13 protein-coding genes and 3 pseudogenes are annotated in these 16475 nt (G+C 69.1%); 8 read left to right on the top strand and 8 right to left on the bottom strand.

Annotated features, from left to right (window positions below; translation table 11 throughout):
- Positions 1-12: 12 nt before the first annotated feature.
- Both AB0I79_RS40560 and AB0I79_RS40555 read left to right on the top strand, forming a co-directional pair.
- Entirely contained in the window at positions 13-189 is a 177-nt protein-coding gene (locus tag AB0I79_RS40560; protein WP_357885132.1) for a Tn3 family transposase, read from the top strand.
- 46 nt (positions 190-235) lie between these two features.
- Positions 236-843 (top strand): annotated as a pseudogene (locus AB0I79_RS40555) (Tn3 family transposase).
- A gap of 335 nt (positions 844-1178) precedes the next feature.
- On the opposite strand, the gene AB0I79_RS40550 reads toward AB0I79_RS40555, so the two are convergent.
- A complete protein-coding gene (locus AB0I79_RS40550) occupies positions 1179-1643 on the bottom strand; it encodes a MarR family transcriptional regulator (protein WP_357885130.1) in 465 nt (154 codons plus the stop codon).
- Between the two features lie 59 nt (positions 1644-1702).
- Here AB0I79_RS40550 and AB0I79_RS40545 point away from each other — a divergent pair, with 59 nt between their 5' ends.
- Both AB0I79_RS40545 and AB0I79_RS40540 read left to right on the top strand, forming a co-directional pair.
- Positions 1703-2047: a VOC family protein gene (locus AB0I79_RS40545; RefSeq protein WP_357885128.1), complete on the top strand. Its 345-nt coding sequence runs from the start codon at positions 1703-1705 to the stop codon at positions 2045-2047.
- Between the two features lie 71 nt (positions 2048-2118).
- Positions 2119-3264 (top strand): MFS transporter, encoded by a 1146-nt coding sequence (locus AB0I79_RS40540; protein WP_357885126.1) that lies wholly within the window; start codon positions 2119-2121, stop codon positions 3262-3264.
- A gap of 402 nt (positions 3265-3666) precedes the next feature.
- Here AB0I79_RS40540 and AB0I79_RS40535 read toward each other — a convergent pair whose 3' ends face one another.
- Positions 3667-4635: a WYL domain-containing protein gene (locus tag AB0I79_RS40535; protein ID WP_357885124.1), complete on the bottom strand. Its 969-nt coding sequence runs from the start codon at positions 4633-4635 to the stop codon at positions 3667-3669.
- A gap of 65 nt (positions 4636-4700) precedes the next feature.
- Between AB0I79_RS40535 and AB0I79_RS40530 the strand changes: the two genes are divergently transcribed.
- Both AB0I79_RS40530 and AB0I79_RS40525 read left to right on the top strand, forming a co-directional pair.
- The gene (locus AB0I79_RS40530; protein WP_357885122.1) at positions 4701-6179 is read left to right on the top strand and encodes an MFS transporter; all 1479 of its coding nucleotides are present in this window, start codon (positions 4701-4703) and stop codon (positions 6177-6179) included.
- A 215-nt stretch (positions 6180-6394) separates the two neighbouring features.
- Positions 6395-7234: pseudogene (locus AB0I79_RS40525) on the top strand (tyrosine-type recombinase/integrase); the annotation flags it as partial.
- A gap of 216 nt (positions 7235-7450) precedes the next feature.
- Here the strand turns inward: AB0I79_RS40525 and AB0I79_RS40520 are convergent.
- Both AB0I79_RS40520 and AB0I79_RS40515 read right to left on the bottom strand, forming a co-directional pair.
- Positions 7451-8026 (bottom strand): annotated as a pseudogene (locus AB0I79_RS40520) (alpha-L-rhamnosidase N-terminal domain-containing protein); the annotation flags it as partial.
- Positions 8027-8055: 29 nt separating this feature from the next.
- Entirely contained in the window at positions 8056-10512 is a 2457-nt protein-coding gene (locus AB0I79_RS40515; RefSeq protein WP_357885120.1) for a glycoside hydrolase family 2 TIM barrel-domain containing protein, read from the bottom strand.
- Between the two features lie 109 nt (positions 10513-10621).
- Here AB0I79_RS40515 and AB0I79_RS40510 point away from each other — a divergent pair, with 109 nt between their 5' ends.
- Complete coding sequence (locus AB0I79_RS40510) at positions 10622-11569, top strand: LacI family DNA-binding transcriptional regulator (RefSeq protein ID WP_357885118.1); 948 nt, start codon at positions 10622-10624, stop codon at positions 11567-11569.
- A 137-nt stretch (positions 11570-11706) separates the two neighbouring features.
- Here AB0I79_RS40510 and AB0I79_RS40505 read toward each other — a convergent pair whose 3' ends face one another.
- Together AB0I79_RS40505 and AB0I79_RS40500 are read right to left on the bottom strand one after the other, a co-directional pair.
- The gene (locus AB0I79_RS40505) at positions 11707-12489 is read right to left on the bottom strand and encodes a nucleotidyltransferase domain-containing protein (protein WP_357885116.1); all 783 of its coding nucleotides are present in this window, start codon (positions 12487-12489) and stop codon (positions 11707-11709) included.
- Between the two features lie 71 nt (positions 12490-12560).
- Positions 12561-14495 (bottom strand): glycoside hydrolase family 3 N-terminal domain-containing protein, encoded by a 1935-nt coding sequence (locus tag AB0I79_RS40500; protein WP_357885114.1) that lies wholly within the window; start codon positions 14493-14495, stop codon positions 12561-12563.
- A 407-nt stretch (positions 14496-14902) separates the two neighbouring features.
- Here AB0I79_RS40500 and AB0I79_RS40495 point away from each other — a divergent pair, with 407 nt between their 5' ends.
- The gene (locus AB0I79_RS40495; RefSeq protein ID WP_357885112.1) at positions 14903-15241 is read left to right on the top strand and encodes a hypothetical protein; all 339 of its coding nucleotides are present in this window, start codon (positions 14903-14905) and stop codon (positions 15239-15241) included.
- Here AB0I79_RS40495 and AB0I79_RS40490 read toward each other — a convergent pair.
- Together AB0I79_RS40490 and AB0I79_RS40485 are read right to left on the bottom strand one after the other, a co-directional pair.
- Positions 15231-15815, bottom strand: a complete 585-nt coding sequence (locus AB0I79_RS40490) for an MFS transporter (protein ID WP_357885110.1) — start codon at positions 15813-15815, stop codon at positions 15231-15233. The genes AB0I79_RS40495 and AB0I79_RS40490 overlap by 11 nt on opposite strands.
- Before the next feature lie 92 nt (positions 15816-15907).
- A complete protein-coding gene (locus tag AB0I79_RS40485; RefSeq protein WP_357885108.1) occupies positions 15908-16453 on the bottom strand; it encodes a hypothetical protein in 546 nt (181 codons plus the stop codon).
- Positions 16454-16475: the final 22 nt, after the last annotated feature.

Below are 16475 nucleotides of genomic sequence, written 5' to 3'. Positions count from 1 at the left end.
TTTTCGCGATTTGTGCCCTGTGGGGCGTGGGAGGCGATCTACATCATCGACGGGCTGCTCGCCAGCGCCTCCGAGGTCCAGCCCAAGACCGTGCACGCCGACACCCAGGGCCAGTCCTTCCCCGTCTTCATCCTCGCGCACCTGTTCGGGTTCGATCTGATGCCGCGCATCCGCAACTGGAGGCCCTGACTTTCTTCCAGCACGCCGAAAGGTTACCTACCACCACATCGACGCCTTGTTCCGCAGCGAAAGCGGCAACCGCAACGTTATCGACTGGGACCTGGTGGAGAAGATGTGGCCCGACCTCATGCGGGTGGCGATCTCCATCCGCGAAGGCAAACTCAACTCCGTCACCCTGCTGCGCCGGCTCGGCTCCCACTCCCGCGAGAACGAGATCTACAAGGCGTTCCGGGAGGTCGGCCGTAGTGTGCGCACCGTGGCGCTGCTGCGCTTCCTCGCCGACCCCGCGCTGCGCAGGCGTATGACCGCGGTCACCAACAAGTCGAGGGGGTCAACGGGTTCTCCGCCTGGCTGCGCTTCGGCAACGACGGCGTCATCGCCGACAACGGCCCGGCCGAGCAGGAGAAGATGATCAAATTCAACTCTCTCCTGGCCGACTGCGTGATCTTCCATACGGCGCTGGACATGATGGAGGTGATGCGCCAGCTCCTTGCCGAGGGCTGGCAGCTCAGCGCCGAGGACGTCGCCCAGCTGTCGCCCTACCTGACCGCGCACATCAGCCGGTTCGGTCTGTACGCCACCGACGTGCTGCGGTTGCGCCCCGACGATTTCGACCCCGACCTGCCCGAGATCGACTTCTCTACCCTGGCCGAGGCGGCGTAGCAAGGCCACCTTGCGGCGGGCTGGAAGGGTTCGATCTCGATGGTCTTGTCGATCGGTGTGGGGCGACGCCAGACAAGGTGTCGGTAGCGGCTGATATGACCGGCGGAGGGAGCGCTGGGCAGGCCGGTGAGGATCTCGTTGGCCTCGGCCATGTTGCGGGCGAAGTGGTCGAACTTGGTCACGGTGGAGACGCCGCCGTCTCACGCGGCGGCGAGGGACCTGGTTGGCTGTGCCGGTGCCGTACGACACCGAATGCCGATCACTTCGACACCGCCCGAGATCCGGGGCGGGGCGTATCGGCGAGTTTCGACACCGGGTGCGTGAGGATCTGGTTCTCAGGGCTGTGTGACGGGCTGATCCGGAACCGCAGAGGCTGCGCAGGAGGCGAGGTCCTCGCGTAGCCGGCGCTGCCGCTCCTGCGACAACGGCGCGAAGATCTGCCGTTCGACGGCGCGCACGGCGACGCTGGCCTCGCGCAGCGTCGATTGTCCGGCTCGCGTGAGTTCGGTTGGCAGTGCCCGTCCATGAGCGGCGTGAGCAGGCCGGGTGAGCAGGCCCCGCTCTTGTAGCCGGCGAAGGACGACGTTCATCGATTGGCGCGTGACGAAGGCGCGGCGGGCGAGTTCGGAGTTGGACAGTCCCGGATGCTGGCCGAGCAGTTCGAGGCATGCGTATTGGGCAACGGTGAGACCCAGTGGACGCAGCACTTCGTCCATCGCGGTGTGCAGTGAGGCTTGCACCTGCTTGAGGACGTAGCCCACCGACTGGTCAAGGTCGCCCACGGCCTCTTCTTGCGTCATGTCAGGAGTATGACATAGTTCTGTATGTCAGAAGGACTGACATACAGAAGGGATCGGCAATGACTGGACAGGTCACCTACTTTGAGCTGCCGAGCAGGGACATCGAAGCAACCCAGCGGTTCTGGGGCTCGCTGTTCGCTTGGACGTTCTATGAGGGCAACTTCCCCGGTTACTCGATGATCCAGGGACCCGAGCCCATGGGCGGAGCGTCGCACGATGATTCGTCACGGCACCCGCGCATCTTCTTCGCCGTCGACGACATCGCCGCCGCTGTCGCCCGGGTGCGCGAACTCGGTGGCACGGCAGAAGATCCGGTCACCATCCCGTCTGGTGCCTACGCCCACTGCAAGGATGATCAGGGCGTGGAGTTCAGCCTGTCCCAGCAGGCCGGAGACCAGGATTGACTCGCACCGAGACCGCCGGGTCAGCGCCGAAGGGGTCCGGCCACCTCCCCAGGCCGCTGCTTCCGCTGGCGTTGGCCGCCTTCGCGGTCGGCACCGACGCGTTCGTGATAGCCGGTCTCCTGCCGGCCATTGCCGCCGACCTTGAGGTGGGTCTGCCGGCCGCTGGCCAGCTGGTGACCGTGTTCGCGCTGACGCTGGCTGTCGCTGCGCCGGTGCTGGGTTGGCTGTTGAGCCCACTGGATCGTCGCAAGGCCTTGCAGCTGGCGCTGATCGTGTTCGTCGTCGGCAACGTCGTGACCGCGCTCAGCCCGACCTACCTGCTGGCGTGGCTGGCCCGGATTCTCACCGCGGTCGGGGCGGCCACGATCACGGCCACCGCGTCGAGCGCGGCTGTCGCGATCACGCCTGCCGAACGGCGGGGGCGTGCCATGGCGCTGGTCATCGGTGGGCTGACCTTGTCAACCGCGCTGGGCATGCCCCTCGGCAACTTGATCGGCGGCGTCGACTGGCGTCTCACGCTCTGGGCCGTCGCGGCCCTGGGCGTCGTCGCCGCGATCGGCATCTCGGTAGCGTTGCCCAAGGTCATGCTCCCGGCGACAAGCCTGACGGCCCGCCTGGCACCGCTGCGCCAGCCCAAGGTGTTCACCATTCTGGTCGTGACCCTGCTGGTGATGGCCGGACACTACACCGTCTACACCTACATCGGAGCCGTGACCGCGGGCGCCACGGCCGGATCCTTTCCCCAGGCCATGACCATGATCCTGTTCGTCTGGGGCGTCGGGGTCCTGGTCGGCAACTTCCTCGCCGGCCATCTCGCCGACAACCTTCCGGGACGCGGGATCGCGCTCGCAGCACTAGCCGGCGGCACTGTGCTGCTCGCGATCAGCCCACTCGCAGTCAGCCACCTGGTTGTCGCGTGCGTATGGGCCGCGATCTGGGGCACAACCGACGGGATGGTCTCCGTCGTGCAGCAACACCGGCTGGTGACCCTTGCACCCGCCTCGGCACCGGTCCTCCTTGGCCTCAACTCCTCGGCTATCTACCTCGGAGTTGCGATGGGTGGTGGACTTGGCGGTCTGGCTCAAGACTGGCTGTCGGCCACCGTGCTCGGCGTTCCCGCTGCCGTCCTGGCATTGCTCGCCACCACCATCACCCTCGCTGAAGGGAGAACCAACACGGTGAAGGCCTCACTCAGGACAGCCGAGAACCGCCGCTGACGCAGCCAATGGGTCTTGTCCAACAGCCATTGGACAAGACCAGCAGGGGTGGAACTGTTCGCCGCGATCCGGCGGCGATGCCCGGTCGGGTCTGCCGAACCGTGCGCTACTACGCAAGCACGGCGTCGGGTCTCGCACGGCCGCCGCCGCGTTGGACTCGGCGTGGCCCGAGCCAGGGTTCCCGGGGGCTGGTGTTCCGGTTGAGGATCCCCTTACGGAACACCAGCTCACCCCTTCACGCCTGTCTCCCTGACGAGTCGTCTCGTGAGGGAGGTGCGCGCGATCTTCCTCGGTAGCATGCGTCCATTCAGAATGGGGGATGCCGAGAAGACCGGTTGGTTGGTCAGTCAGGTCAGCGGCTGATTGGGACGCGGACGCCAGATGTGCAGGTCACCGGTGAGGTCAGTCAGGTCGCAGTGCCTTGCCGATTCGGGTGCGCAGGGAGTGCAAGGCTTGTCTGAGTTCGGCCGGTTCGATGTCTGTGATGTCGGCGTCGAAGGTGAGGAGCAGCCCTGCCAGTCCTGGCCATGACCATGCCCCGAGTGTGAGCCGGCATGTGGTCTCGCTCTTGTACGCGACTGTTGAGCCGCCAGGGGCGAACCGGGCGACGGTGGAGGCGGGCAGCGCGAGGACGGCTGAGCCGCGGCAGGGCCATTCGGCGGCGGCGTCTCCGCGGTCGTGCGCGGTCATGACGAAGGCGGCGGGATCGCCGTGCGGGATGTCACGCCGGTCGAAGGGGGTGTGCGTGGGCATGTGGGGTCGGATGCGGTCCACGCGCATCGCGCGCCATCGGTCCGCATCCGGGTCGAAGGCGACCAGGTACCAGCGGGCGGCCCAGACCACGAGGTCGTGCGGCTCCAGCGTGAGTGTTACGGGTTCGCCGTCGCCGGTGTAGTCCACGCGAACGAGGTGCTGCCGGTTGATCGCGCTGCCAACGGCGCGGACGATCTCGGCGTCGATCGGTGGCGCGGGGAACTCCCAGTAGTTGCGGGCCGAAAGGACGGTGAACGCTTCGGCGTGCAGGCGGCTGCGCGCGGGCATCGCCTGGTGCAGCGTGGCGAGAGCTCGGGCCGCGTTCTCGCGGATGCCGGACAGGACCGCCGGCACCGTTTGGAGCGCGACGGCCGTGGCGACGGCCTGGTCCTCGTCGAAGACGACCGGCGGCAAGCTGCTGGCGCGGCCGAGCCGATATCCTCCACCGGCTCCGCGGACGGCCTCGATCTCGTACCCGAGGTCCCGGAGCGTGTCGATATCGCGACGCACGGTTCTTACTGACGATCCGAGCCGGGTGGCGAGTTCCTCGGCGGTCAGCGTCGCGCCGATCCCGAAGATTGACAGCAGCTTGAGCGTCCGCGCGGAGGTAGCAGCCATGATTCTCCGATTCTCTCACCCATAGTGGCCACTCGATGGCAACTATGCCTGCCATGGTGGCCGGCATGACCGATTCACCGAGCCCCCGAGAGGGCACCCGCACCACTGAGGCTTCTCCGACACTCACCGCCAGCACCGGCGCGACCGCGGCGCTGCTGGTGGTGCTCTTCGGTTCCTTCATGGACCTTCTCGACGCGACGATCGTCACCGTCGCGGCCCCGGCGATAGCCCAGGACCTGGGCGCCGGCCATGCTCAGATCCAGTGGACGATCGCCGCCTACACCCTCGCCCTGGGCGCGGGCCTGATCACCGGCGGACGGCTCGGCGATCAGTACGGCCGCAAGCGGCTGTTCATGATCGGGCTGGCCGGGTTCATGGTCACCTCGGCGCTGTGCGCGCTGGCCGTCGATCCGGGGATGCTCATCGGCATGCGGGCCGGGCAGGGACTGACCGCCGGAATCATGGTCCCGCAGGTGTTCGGGATCATCCGGGCATCGTTCGCTCCGGGCGAGCGCGCCAAGGCGTTCGGCGCGTACGGGGCGGTCCAGGGCCTCGCCTCGGTCGCCGGCCCGTTGCTGGGCGGGCTGCTCGTCGACATCAACCTGTTCGGCCTGGGCTGGCGTACGATCTTCTGGATCAACGTGCCCGTCTCCATCCTGGCGCTCATCATCGGCGCGAAGGTCCTGCCGGAGTCCCGCTCCGCCTCGACCGCGCGACTGGACCTCGCGGGCGCGCTCCTCGCGACCACGGGCATCCTGCTCCTGCTGCTGCCGATCATCCAGACCGAGACATGGGGATGGACCTGGGCCAGCTACGCCCTCCTCGCGGCCGGAGTCATCGTGCTCGCGATCTTCCTCGCCTATGAGCGCCGCCTCACCGGACGCGGAAGCGAACCCGTCTTCGACCCGGCTCTGCTGAGAATCCGCGCCTTCGCGGTCGGCCTGAGCGCTTCGGTGCTCTTCTTCGGCGGCATCGGGTCGTACTTCCTCACCCTCTCGGTCTACCTCCAGAACGGAACCGGCCGAACCGCGTGGGAGACCGGTCTGGTGATCCTCCCGTACGCGCTCGGCTCGATCATCACCTCCGGCCTCGGCGTCGCACTGGCCGCCAAGGCGGGCAGAACGCTCCTGGTCGCCGGCTCGCTCACCATCGCGGCGTCCCAGCTCGTCCTGTGGTACGTCGTCAAGGACGGCAACGATCCCGGATACTGGCTCCTCGCCCTCGCCCTCTTCATCGGCGGTCTCGGGCTCGGTCTCGCCGCACCGATTCTCGTCAACGTCGTCCTCGCAGGCGTGCCCGGACGCAACGCCGGCGCCGCGGGCGGGGTACTGTCCACGGTCAACCAGATCGGCGGCGCGGCCGGCATCGCCGTTCTCGGCACGATCTTCTTCACCTCCGTCACCGATTCGGCCGCCGGGGCGCCGGCGCTGCCCGACTACGGTCACGCGCTCAGCATTGTTCTGATCGTCTCCGCCGCCCTCTACCTGATCACGGCGCTCGTGATGCTCGCACTGCCGAAAGCCGTGGTCGAGCACGCCGAGTAGAGAACCCGTGCCGCTCTACGTCACGAGCGGCTGACCGGGTCGGCAAGCCCGTACGTAGAATCCTCCTCCATGTACGTGATAAGGGTCTATATCACGTACCTGTGCGATCACGAGACGGCGGCGAGTAGGGCATCGGCCCGCCGGACCGCCGCGCGACTCCGGCACGTTATCCGGTACATCGCCGCGCCCGGTCTCGCACCGGCGCGGCGGCCGGCATGAGCACCGCGGCGCGGGCCGCTTCCCGAAAGGTCACCACTCTGTGCGGCGAGCACGTCGATCTCACCGCGGCCGCCGACGCCTACCTGTCCACCACCCGCGTCGACAACCCCAACACCCACCGCGCCTACGCCTCGGCCATCGACCGCATCATCACCCTGCTGGGCGCCGATCGACACCTGGCCGACGTCACCGACAGCGAGATCGGCCAGGGCCTGACCGAGCTGTGGGGCAGCCGCGCACCGGCCACCTGGAACCGCAACCGCGCCGCCGTCGCCTCCTGGCTCACCTGGTGCCGCACCAAGAAGCACTGGCCCGCCCCCTTTGTCCCCGCCGAGGCAGAACGCCGCAAGGAAACCCCCGACGAAACCCGGGCCGTGGCCAAGACCACCATCCACCGGCTGCTGTCGCGCCGCGACGTCCCGCTCCGGGAGAAGACCCTCTGGCGGATGCTCTACGAGACCGCGGCCAGAGCCGCCGAAATGCTCGCCCTCAACGTCGAGGACCTCGACCTGGAGAACCGGCGCGCCCCAGTCCACCCCAAGGGTGGCGCCACCCAATGGGTGTACTGGGACTCCGGCACCGCCCACCTGCTGCCCCGGCTGCTGCGCTTGCCCGACGGCACGTCCCGCACGCACGGACCGCTGTTCCTGGCCCAGCGTCGTCCCGTCCCCGCCCGCCGACCGGCCGCCGGCGACATCTGTCCGCACACCGGCCGCGCCCGCCTCGGCTACGACCGCGCCCGCGTCATGCTCGACACCTATGCCAGCCTCGACCTGCACCAGCTGCGCCACAGCACCGCCACCCACCTCGGCGACGCCGAAGTCCCGCAGCTCATCATGGGCAAGACCCGCCACAAGAACCCCCGCACCGCCATGCGCTACGTCAAACCCAGCGCCGAAGCCATCGCCAAGGTCACCGAGGTTCTGGCACCCCGTCGCGCCCGCGACGGTCAGCCGTACCCAGCCGGAGATGTTCTGGCCGAAGTCGGCCATCACCCGCCCGTCGTTGAAGCGGCGGATCTCCTGGGGCGCCAGCTCCTCGATACGCCGGATCGGCGGTGCGGCGCCATCCCGCAAGGTGGCGAGATCCCAGGGGAACGGCTGGGCCGCCGTCCACGCGCCGTCGTCGAAGCCCGGCCATGCCCAGGTGCTCTCGCGGCGGGCGTCGTACGTCTCGCCGGCGTAGATGCCGTTCTCGCGTACCGGGCCGTCCCCGACGCGGAACGTCTCGTCGGTGCCGATGACCTCGGTGCGGTCGTCGTACTCCAGCTCCAGCTCGGCGTACAGGGCGGGCCTGTCGCTGTAGTGGTGCCTCGTCAGCTCCCAGGACAGCGGCCCGGCGGCCCAGCCCTCGCCGACGACCGCGCCGAGCGTGTTCTCTCCGGTGGTCAGCAGGCCGGTGACGTCGTGGCGGGAGACGTTGATCCGGTGCCGGTAGGACGTCCAGGTGGGGGCGAGCATGTCGTCGCCCACCCGGGTGCCGTTGACGTACGGCACGACGATGCCGAGCGCGGTGACGCGCAGGGTGGCGCGGCGCAGGCCGGCGGCGACGGTGAGGTCCTTGCGGAAGTACACGGCGGGGTCGCCGTTCGACGGCGCCGGGCCGCTGATGAACTGGGCGCGGGTCATGGTGCTCTCCTCGTGAGGACGTGGGGTGCTCAGGACGCGGTCAGCCGCAGCGACGCGGGGGCGCAGCCGTCGGCGGTGACGGTCACGGTGATGGCGCCGGGGCCGGTCGGGCGCACGATCGCCAGGGCGCGGCCGTCGAAGGTCCGCAGGGAAGGGCCGGTGAACGGCTCCTCGGTGACGGGCCGGCCGCTGCCGAGCGCCGCCAGCTCGCCGGCGCCCTCGACCGTGACCGTCACGGCCCGGTCCCGGCCGGTGTGCACGACGCCCTCACCGTCGGCCAGCGTGACGGCCACGTACGCCAGGTCGCCGCCACCGGCCCGCAGCACCTCCCGGTCGGCGACGGCCCCGAGCAGCATCTCCCCTGAGGCGGTGCGCAGGGCGGCGCGGCCCACCTCCACGCCCTGCCGGGTGGCGACGGCGACCAGCTCGCCCGGCTGGTAGGTCACCTCGAAGGAGGCCAGGAACGGCAGCTCCTCGCCGACCTTCGCCCGGCCGATCGGCCGGCCGTCCAGCAGCAGTTCCACCTGCTCGGCGTGGGCGTACACCTCGACAGTGACCGGCCGGCCCTCGTGCCCCGCCCAGCTCCAGGACGCCACCGAGTCGCTCCACGCCCACGGGGTGCGCAGCTGCGCCTTCCCGTGGTGCTCGGGGCGCAGCACCGCGAGGTACGGCGCGGCGCGCAGCCCGAAGACGATCTCGCGGTAGTACGACACGGGCCTGCGCACGCCGGTGATGTCGTGGTCGCCGGTGTAGGCCACCAGCGCGGGGTAGGGCTGGGACACGCTGGGCGCGACCGTGCCGTCCGCGCCCGCGTAGGCCACCATGCCGATCCCGACCTCGCCGAGGTAGTCCCAGCCCGTCCAGGTGAAGTCGCCGATCACGTGCGGCAGCCGCTTCACGAGCGCCCAGTTGTGCGCGATGCGGGTCGGGAACGTCTCGGTCCCGACGATGGCCCGGTGGGGAAACTGCCGGGCGTCGAGCTCGTAGCGGCCGTCGCCGTAGTTGAAGCCCGCGACGTCGAGCGCGGCGAGCGACTCCTCGATGCGGGCGGTGACCGGCGGCGCCGCGGAGATGAGGTTCATCTGGTCGGCGATCTGCGCCATCATCCCGTTGACGCCGGCGCCGTCCTGCTGCTGAGAGGCGGCGTCGGCCAGCGCCGCGCGGCGCTCCGCCATTCCGGCCAGGACCAGGTCGATGGCGGCGACGAACCCGTTGACGCCGTTGGTCACCAGCCGTGTCGGGTCCAGCTCGCGTACCTTCTCGGCGATCAGGCGGCTCCACCGGCCACCGTCCGGGCCGCCCAGCTCGTGGATCTCGTTGCCGATCGAGTACATGATCACGCTCGGGTGGTTGCGGTCCTTGGCCACCAGCGCCTCGACGTCGCGCTCCCACCACTCGGCGAACGCGGCGGAGGCGTCGAAGTCGGTCTTGCCGGTTGTCCACATGTCCCAGGTCTCGTCCATGACGAGCATGCCGAGCCGGTCGCACGCGTCCAGCAGCGCCGGGCTCGCCGGGTGGTGGGACATGCGGATCGCGTTGAACCCCGCGGCCTTGAGCAGCTCAACCCGCCGCTCCTCGGCACGCGCGACCGACACCGCGCCGAGCGGGCCGTTGTCGGCGTGCACGCACGCGCCCCGCAGCAGCACCCGCTCGCCGTTGACGCGCAGCCCCCGCACGGCATCCACCTGGATCGTGCGGATGCCGAACACGACCTCCTCGGCATCGCGATCGTCCAGCTCGATCCGGGCCGTGTACAGGGCGGGGGAGTCCACGCTCCAGCGGGCCGGCGCCGCGACGGGCAGCCGCAGCCTGGTCGTGCCGGACTCTCCCGGGCGCAGCGTGATCGGGTTCGAGCCCCGGGCCACCTCGGCGCCGCCCGGGCCGAGCAGCGTGACGGCGGCGCGCGGCGTCACGGTGACGGCCGAGCCGTTGGTGACGCCGACGGCCACCTCGACCAGCGCCAGCTCGTCGTCCACGTCGGGCGTCGTGACGGTGACACCGTCGTGCGTGAGATGCACCTGCGGCTTGACCACGAGGTACACGTCCCGATGGATGCCCGCCCCGGCGTACCAGCGGCTGTCGAGGTGGGTGCGGCACTCGACGCGCACCTCGTTCTCGGCGCCGAAACGCAGGAACGGGTCGAGGCGTACGGTGAAGCGCGAGTAGCCGAACGGCCACTGGCCGGCCAGCGCGCCGTTCACGAACACGGCCGCGTCGCGGTAGACGCCGCCCAGCTCCAGCAGCACGTGCTTGCCCGCGTCCTGCTCGGGCACGGTGAACGTCTTGCGGTACTCGAACGCGCCGCCGGGGAAGTAGCCGTTGGTGTGCCCGCCCGGCGCCCCGGCGTCGCGCCGCTCGCCGATCAGCGCGTCGTGGGGCAGAATCACGGGCCGCCACTCACCGCTCGAACCGCCGAGCTCCTGGAACACCGACACCCGGCGCCGGAAGGCCCACCCGTCATTCCACGTGCTGCGACCCGTGTCCATGGACCCATCCTCCTAAATGCAATGGTATCGCGCGTTACCATCCGAACCTTAGGGAGGCCTTGTAACGCGCGTCAACTAGAGTGGATCTGTAACGAGGGGAGCCAGGTTGATGACCAGGAGCGAGGACGTCGCCCGTGCCGCCGGCGTCAGCCGTGCCACGGTGAGCCAGATACTCAATGGCAGAGGCGCCCGTTTCTCCGAGGAGACCCGTACCCGGGTGCTGCAGGTCGCCGCGGAGCTGGACTACCGTCCGTCCATCGCCGGCCGGGCGCTCGCCAAGGGCGCCAGCGACATCGTCGTCGCCCTGCTGCCCTACACCCACCTGAGCGGCAACCTGCAGGCCGTGCTCGAACAGGCCACCGAGGAGCTCGCCCGCCATGGCCTGACCCTGCTCCTGCGCTTGACGACCAAGAATCCGACCTCCTTGGAACAGCTGGTGGCGCAGCTCCGCCCGCGGGCGGTCTTCGCCCTGTGGCCCTTTACCGCCGACGAGCGTGCGGTGCTCGAACGGCAGGGTGTCAGCGCGATCAGCCCTGCCGAGCTGGACGACGGGTTCGACCGCAAGATCGGGCGGGCGCAGGCCGAGCACCTGGTGGCGAAGGGATATCGCCGCCTCGCCTACGTTCACCTTGAAGACGATCGCTTCCGCATCTGGGGTCCGCCGCGTGAGCACGGCCTCGCCGAAGTCTGCGCCGAGCGCGGGCTGCCCGATCCGGTGGTGCTCCGCCCGCGGCTGGACCCCCACGAGGTGCTGGACGCGCTCGGCGCCCTGTCGCGGGGGAGCGGGGTGGCCTGCTACAACGACGACATCGCCATCGCGCTGATGCAGGCCGCGGCTGTCCGGCGCATCGCCATCCCGGACGACCTCGGGATCATCGGCATGGACGACACGCCCCTCGCCGCCGTGACGCACCCCCGGCTGACCACGGTGAGCGTCGACGTCTCGGCTGCGGCACTCAGGGCGACGCGGCAGTTGCTCGAGGGCCTGCTCATCCCGGCGGGGCTCGCCGACATCAAACAGGTCGATCCACAGGTGATCGAGGGCGAGTCCGCCTGACGCTCGAACGTCTCGCACCCGCCCCACGACGAACCTGAACGCAGGCTTGGCTGATGGGTTCCTGGCCCGGCGCGTGCAGCTTGTCTCCGCTCACCTGGCACCGGCTGTGCCTTTGCGGCTCGACTGGCGCGTACGGGTCAGTACCGCTCAGGCGGTGTCGTGCCGAAGAACCAGGCGAGCTCGTCGTCCTGCACGAACCGCCCGAGTGTCTCCTCCCAGCCGAGCCCGGCGGGCCGGTGTCGTTCCAGAGCGTCGAGGAGCGCGAAGCCCGCGTCCGAACGCGGCGCGGTCAGCAGCTCCGCCACCAGCGCGTCGTACTCGTCCGGACGGTCGACCCTCCCGACGGCGCGGGACAGGTACTTCGGTCCCTCGAACAGCACCCGCTGCCGGGCCAGGAGCGCCCGTCCGGCGGCGGTCACCAGATGGAGCGCCGCCCATTGGCGAAGGAGCGGGTCGTCGGCCTTCTCACCCTGGGGCAGGAAGTAGCCGGCATACAGGCGCGCGGCCGCGATGTGGGCTTGCTCCCGCCGCTGCCACTCCGGCTCGGCAAGGACTGGGATTCGGGCGATCCGTTCCTGAAGCCCCTCGACGCGTGACCACGCCACTCGCGCGTACTGGAACGGCGCCCGGGCCGGTTCCTCCGCCCGCTCGACGGCTGCGTCGAGATAGCCCAGGGGCACGACCTTCTCGTCGATGTAGCCGTCGGGGTAGGTTGCCAGGTCGTGGCGTACGGTGCTCAACGCGCCGGCAGCCCGCGCCTCGTTGAACGCGTCGTCGGTCACCACCAGATAGACGTCGACGTCGGAGTCCTCCCGCTCGTCACCTCGCGCGACCGACCCGCTGAGAATCACCGCGATGGCGTCCGATCGGCGGTGAACGTCAGCAAGGTATTTCTCGAGCGTCTCATCGTGGTGCTTCATCGCAACTCCTCGTTTTGCCTGGGGCAAGATACAGAAGGGTGATCTCGGCCGCGCGGACGTCGATGACTCGATCAGCGATCCGGCCGCGTCAGCTCCGCGATGGTGCGCACCAGGTAGGTCACGTTCTGGCGCAGCCGGGCCTCGGGCAGCCGCCCGGACGCGACGGCCTCGACGATCGGCTTGGTGTAGGTGTCGTCGCCGCCGCCGGGAGTGATCCAGGTGTTGCCGCCGAGCATCATGTCGACGACGTCGCAGGTGTCGTACGAGCCCCAGTCGGTCATGACCATGCCGTCGAAGCCGAACTCGGAGCGGCAGACTCCGTCGATGAGCTCGGGGTCGGCGGCCGTGTGCACGCCGTTGACCGCGTTGTAGCCCGTCATGATCGTCTTCGGCCGGTGGGTGTTCATCGCGATCTCGAAGGCGCGCAGGTAGAGCTCGCGCAGTGCCCGCTCCGGGATGATCGACTGGTTGCGTTTGCGCGATGCCTCGGCGTTGTTGGCGGCCACGTGCTTGTAGCACGCCCCCACACCGGTCGACTCCAGGCCCTCGGCGTAACAGCCCGCCAGCGTCCCCGCCAGGAGCGGGTCCTCGGAGAAGTACTCGGGGTGGCGGCCGGCCAGCGGATGACGGTGCAGGTTGAGCGCGGGCGCCAGGATGACGTGCACGTCGAACTCCCGCGCCTCGGCGCCGATGACGCGTCCGACTTCGCGTGCCAGCTCCCGGTCGAAGGTCGAGGCGAGCACGACGGTCGTCGGCATGCCGATGTTCGGGGTGTACACGTTGACGCCGGAGTTGCCGTCGGCCACCTGGAAGAGCGGCAGGTCCCGGCCTTCGAGCCGGTGGGCGATGCCCGCCACTCCGGTGCCATCCATGCCCCATCCGTCCTGGGCGCACACGGCGAGCCGCGCCAGTTCCTCGACCGACAGTCCCGCGACGAAGGCGCTGGCGCGTGAAGGATCCGCCTGGACTTCAGCGAACGTGTTGGTCGGCGCGTCAGTAGCAGGCTCGGGCACGGCCGGGGGCGGGAGGAGTCTGGCCGGGGCGAAGCCGGTGGCTCCAGGCTTGACGCCCGAGCGGGCCCCGGACGGGTACGTGCCCTCCGGGTCGTGCTTCGACAGCGTCGCGATCGGCTCGACCGGCAGCATCCGGTGCGGCGCCCGGCGTACCACCACGGGCTCGTCGAGCGTGAAGCGGCCGGCCTCTACTGTCTCGGCGACGGAGGTGCCGGCCCGCACCACGTACTGGCCCTCCAGGGCCACGAAGGCGGCGGCGTCCTCGTCGTAGCTGCTCAGTGCCGAGGCGGGGAGCTCGAACGCGAGGGTCTGCGCCTCGCCGGGGGCGAGCGTGCGCGTCTTGGCGAAGTCGGCGAGTTCGAGGGCCGGCTGCTCGATCCGGCCGTCGGGCTTGGAGACGTACACCTGGACCACCTGGCGGCCGGGGACCTGTCCGGTGTTCCTGACCGTCACCTCCAGCCGCGTTCCCTCCGCGCGGGCGGCCGGCGCGTGCAGCTCGCCGGCCTGCACGTCGAACGTCGTGTAGCTGAGCCCGTGGCCGAACGGGTAGGCGACGTCCACGCCGAAGGTGGAGAAGTAGCGGTAGCCGACGTAGATGCCCTCCTCGTAGACCGTGTCGATCCACACCTCGTCGCTCGCGGTGTAGCGGGGCTTTCCGCCGGCGCAGTCGTAGAAGTTGCGGCTTGCGGGGATGTCGTCGAGCGTCCTGGCCCAGGTGTCCGGGAGCCGGCCGGAGGGGTTGACCGTCCCGTCGAGGACCCGTAGCAGCGCGGGCCCGGCGAGCATGCCGCCCACGCCCGCCAGCACGAGCGCGTCCACGCCGTGCCGCTCGACGAACGAGGTCTCCATGGGGTAGGGGGTGTTGAGCACGACCACGGTGCGGGCGAAGGTGCCGGCGACCGTGGCGATGAGCCTGTCCTCGTCGTCGGTGAGGCGGAACTCCCCGGGGTCTGAGCTGTTGTCCATGTTCTCGCCCGAGGCGCGGGTGAGCACGACGACGCGACCTCGCCGGCGGCCCGCGCCCGTTCCAGCACGTCGGGGGGTGGGACGGCGTCTCCGGCCGTCTGGTAGAAGGTCGCCAGCTCCTCGTTGAGGGTGAAGGTGTCACTCTGCCGGATGGCCTCGCGGAGGCCGATCACGTAGCGAGCGTTGATCTTGCCTGCTCCGACTACGGTGGTCCGATAGGCGTGCAGCGCGTGGCCGAAGACGTTGAGCTGCCCGCCGGAGAGCGGGAGAGTGTGGTCACGGTTCTCCAGGAGCACGATGCCGTCCTCGGCGACCTGCCTGGCCACGGCGTCGTGGGTGGCGAACCGTGCCTCGGGCGCGCGCCGTTCACGGGTGCGGATCGTTAGGTCGGCCGGCGCCATGACGTTACCGTCAGTGTCGGTGAACCCCTCCACGTGCAGGACGTGCTCGGTGCCGTGCTCGACCAGCCTGCCGAACACCCGCACGGCGAGCATCCACAGCCCCATGGCCTCGGCGACGGGCTTGAGCACGTAGCCGAGCGGCCGGCCGTCCAGGGTGACGGAGCCGGTGACCGTGTCGTCCATCGGCTTGGAGAACGACGCGGTGACCGAGCCGCCGAAGTCGCGGTCGAGCATGAACAGGCGCCCGTCCACGTCGTCGACGTCGAACTCGATCACGGGCTCGCGCAGGAGCAGGATCGGCGGGTCCTGCGGCCCGCGGGGGATCATCGAGAGGAAGTCCATGAGGGTCCTTGCCAATGTGTCAGAGCTTGAGGTCGCTGGTGTCGGCGTGGATGCCGGCGGCGAGATCGGCCTTGACCGCGTCGCTCTTGGCGTCGAGCCGGTACAGGAACGTCAGGGCGAGCATGATCAGGCTCAGCACGAGGGGCATCAGCGAGTACAGCCCGATGATCCCGCTCTCGGCCTGGGGGGTCTGCGTGGCGGCCATGCCGTTGAAGCCGGCGGCACCCATCACCAACCCGATGAGGCCCGACGCCACACCCTGCCCCACCTGCGAGGACAGACTGACCACCGTGGTGGTGACGGCGTCGCTGCGGACGCCGGTGCGCCACTCGCCGTACGCCATGCACTGGATCGCGAAGTAGCCGACCAGCATGGTGACGATGGTCGTCAGGGAGCTGAGCACCTGGCCGGCCACCACCAGGCCGAGTGAACGCGGGAAGAGCGCGGCGAGCCCGTATCCGATCGCCGCGACGACAAGGCCCATGCGGACGAAGTTCATCGCGCCGATCTTGCGCACTGGACCGACAAGCCGAAGGATTAGCGGCTGACGTATCCGGCCGCCGCGGACGGCGATGATTGTCGTCTGCGGCGGCCGGTCGCCCATTCTCGGCCCAAATCATTGAAGGGGTACCGATGAGCCTGGACAGCTTGTCAGCGCATTACGGCCGTCTCTTGCAGGGAGACGGGAGCAATCACCTACGACAATCTGCACAGTAGCCCTTGCGATGAAACCCAATCGTGGTCGAGGAATCGGCCGGCGATTCTTCCCATGATGACCAGTTGATGCTCTAGATCTTCTGCCGGCGGCATCAGGGGATCGTAGGACAGATCATCCCAGTAGACCCGGTATTCATCTATGCCGAAGAAGTCCGTATTGATTTCCCCGGCGTAGGCGTGAATCGGTGGTTCGATCCCGACCGCCTCGCCGGGGTAGGTGATCTCAATTGCTCGATGGTAACCGAGGCTGAGCGCTTCCAGGGATGGCGGCCGACCGCTGAGAACAAGGACATGGGACCAGCCGGGAGAAAGCGAGGTGATCCATACAGATCTCGCTGTGTTTTCCGGCGAGAACGATTTCATGGCGGTCTGAAAGTCGCATGTCACCACTGTTTCCGCTGCGACTCCCAGTCGCCGGACGACCTCGTCACGGTCTTCGATGCCGACCCATTGTCCGCAGAACCAGGTGTCGAGTCCGTGTTGCGACAGAAGTTGTCGCTGGCTTGCTGCGGGGAAGGCGCTCATGTAAGGGAGTCCAGATTCCATA

The sequence above is a fragment of the Nonomuraea sp. NPDC050202 genome (assembly GCF_040656115.1).
GTDB lineage: Bacteria > Actinomycetota > Actinomycetes > Streptosporangiales > Streptosporangiaceae > Nonomuraea.
This window is presented reverse-complemented; position numbering and strand designations above follow the sequence as displayed.

Coding starts and splice junctions, on each gene's coding strand:
- AB0I79_RS40530 (WP_357885122.1), top strand. CDS start 4,701: ATGACCGATTCACCGAGCCCCCGAGAGGGCACCCGCACCACTGAGGCT.
- AB0I79_RS40545 (WP_357885128.1), top strand. CDS start 1,703: ATGACTGGACAGGTCACCTACTTTGAGCTGCCGAGCAGGGACATCGAA.
- AB0I79_RS40515 (WP_357885120.1), bottom strand. CDS start 10,512: ATGGACACGGGTCGCAGCACGTGGAATGACGGGTGGGCCTTCCGGCGC.
- AB0I79_RS40550 (WP_357885130.1), bottom strand. CDS start 1,643: ATGACGCAAGAAGAGGCCGTGGGCGACCTTGACCAGTCGGTGGGCTAC.
- AB0I79_RS40535 (WP_357885124.1), bottom strand. CDS start 4,635: ATGGCTGCTACCTCCGCGCGGACGCTCAAGCTGCTGTCAATCTTCGGG.
- AB0I79_RS40485 (WP_357885108.1), bottom strand. CDS start 16,453: ATGAGCGCCTTCCCCGCAGCAAGCCAGCGACAACTTCTGTCGCAACAC.
- AB0I79_RS40510 (WP_357885118.1), top strand. CDS start 10,622: ATGACCAGGAGCGAGGACGTCGCCCGTGCCGCCGGCGTCAGCCGTGCC.
- AB0I79_RS40505 (WP_357885116.1), bottom strand. CDS start 12,489: ATGAAGCACCACGATGAGACGCTCGAGAAATACCTTGCTGACGTTCAC.
- AB0I79_RS40490 (WP_357885110.1), bottom strand. CDS start 15,815: ATGGGCGACCGGCCGCCGCAGACGACAATCATCGCCGTCCGCGGCGGC.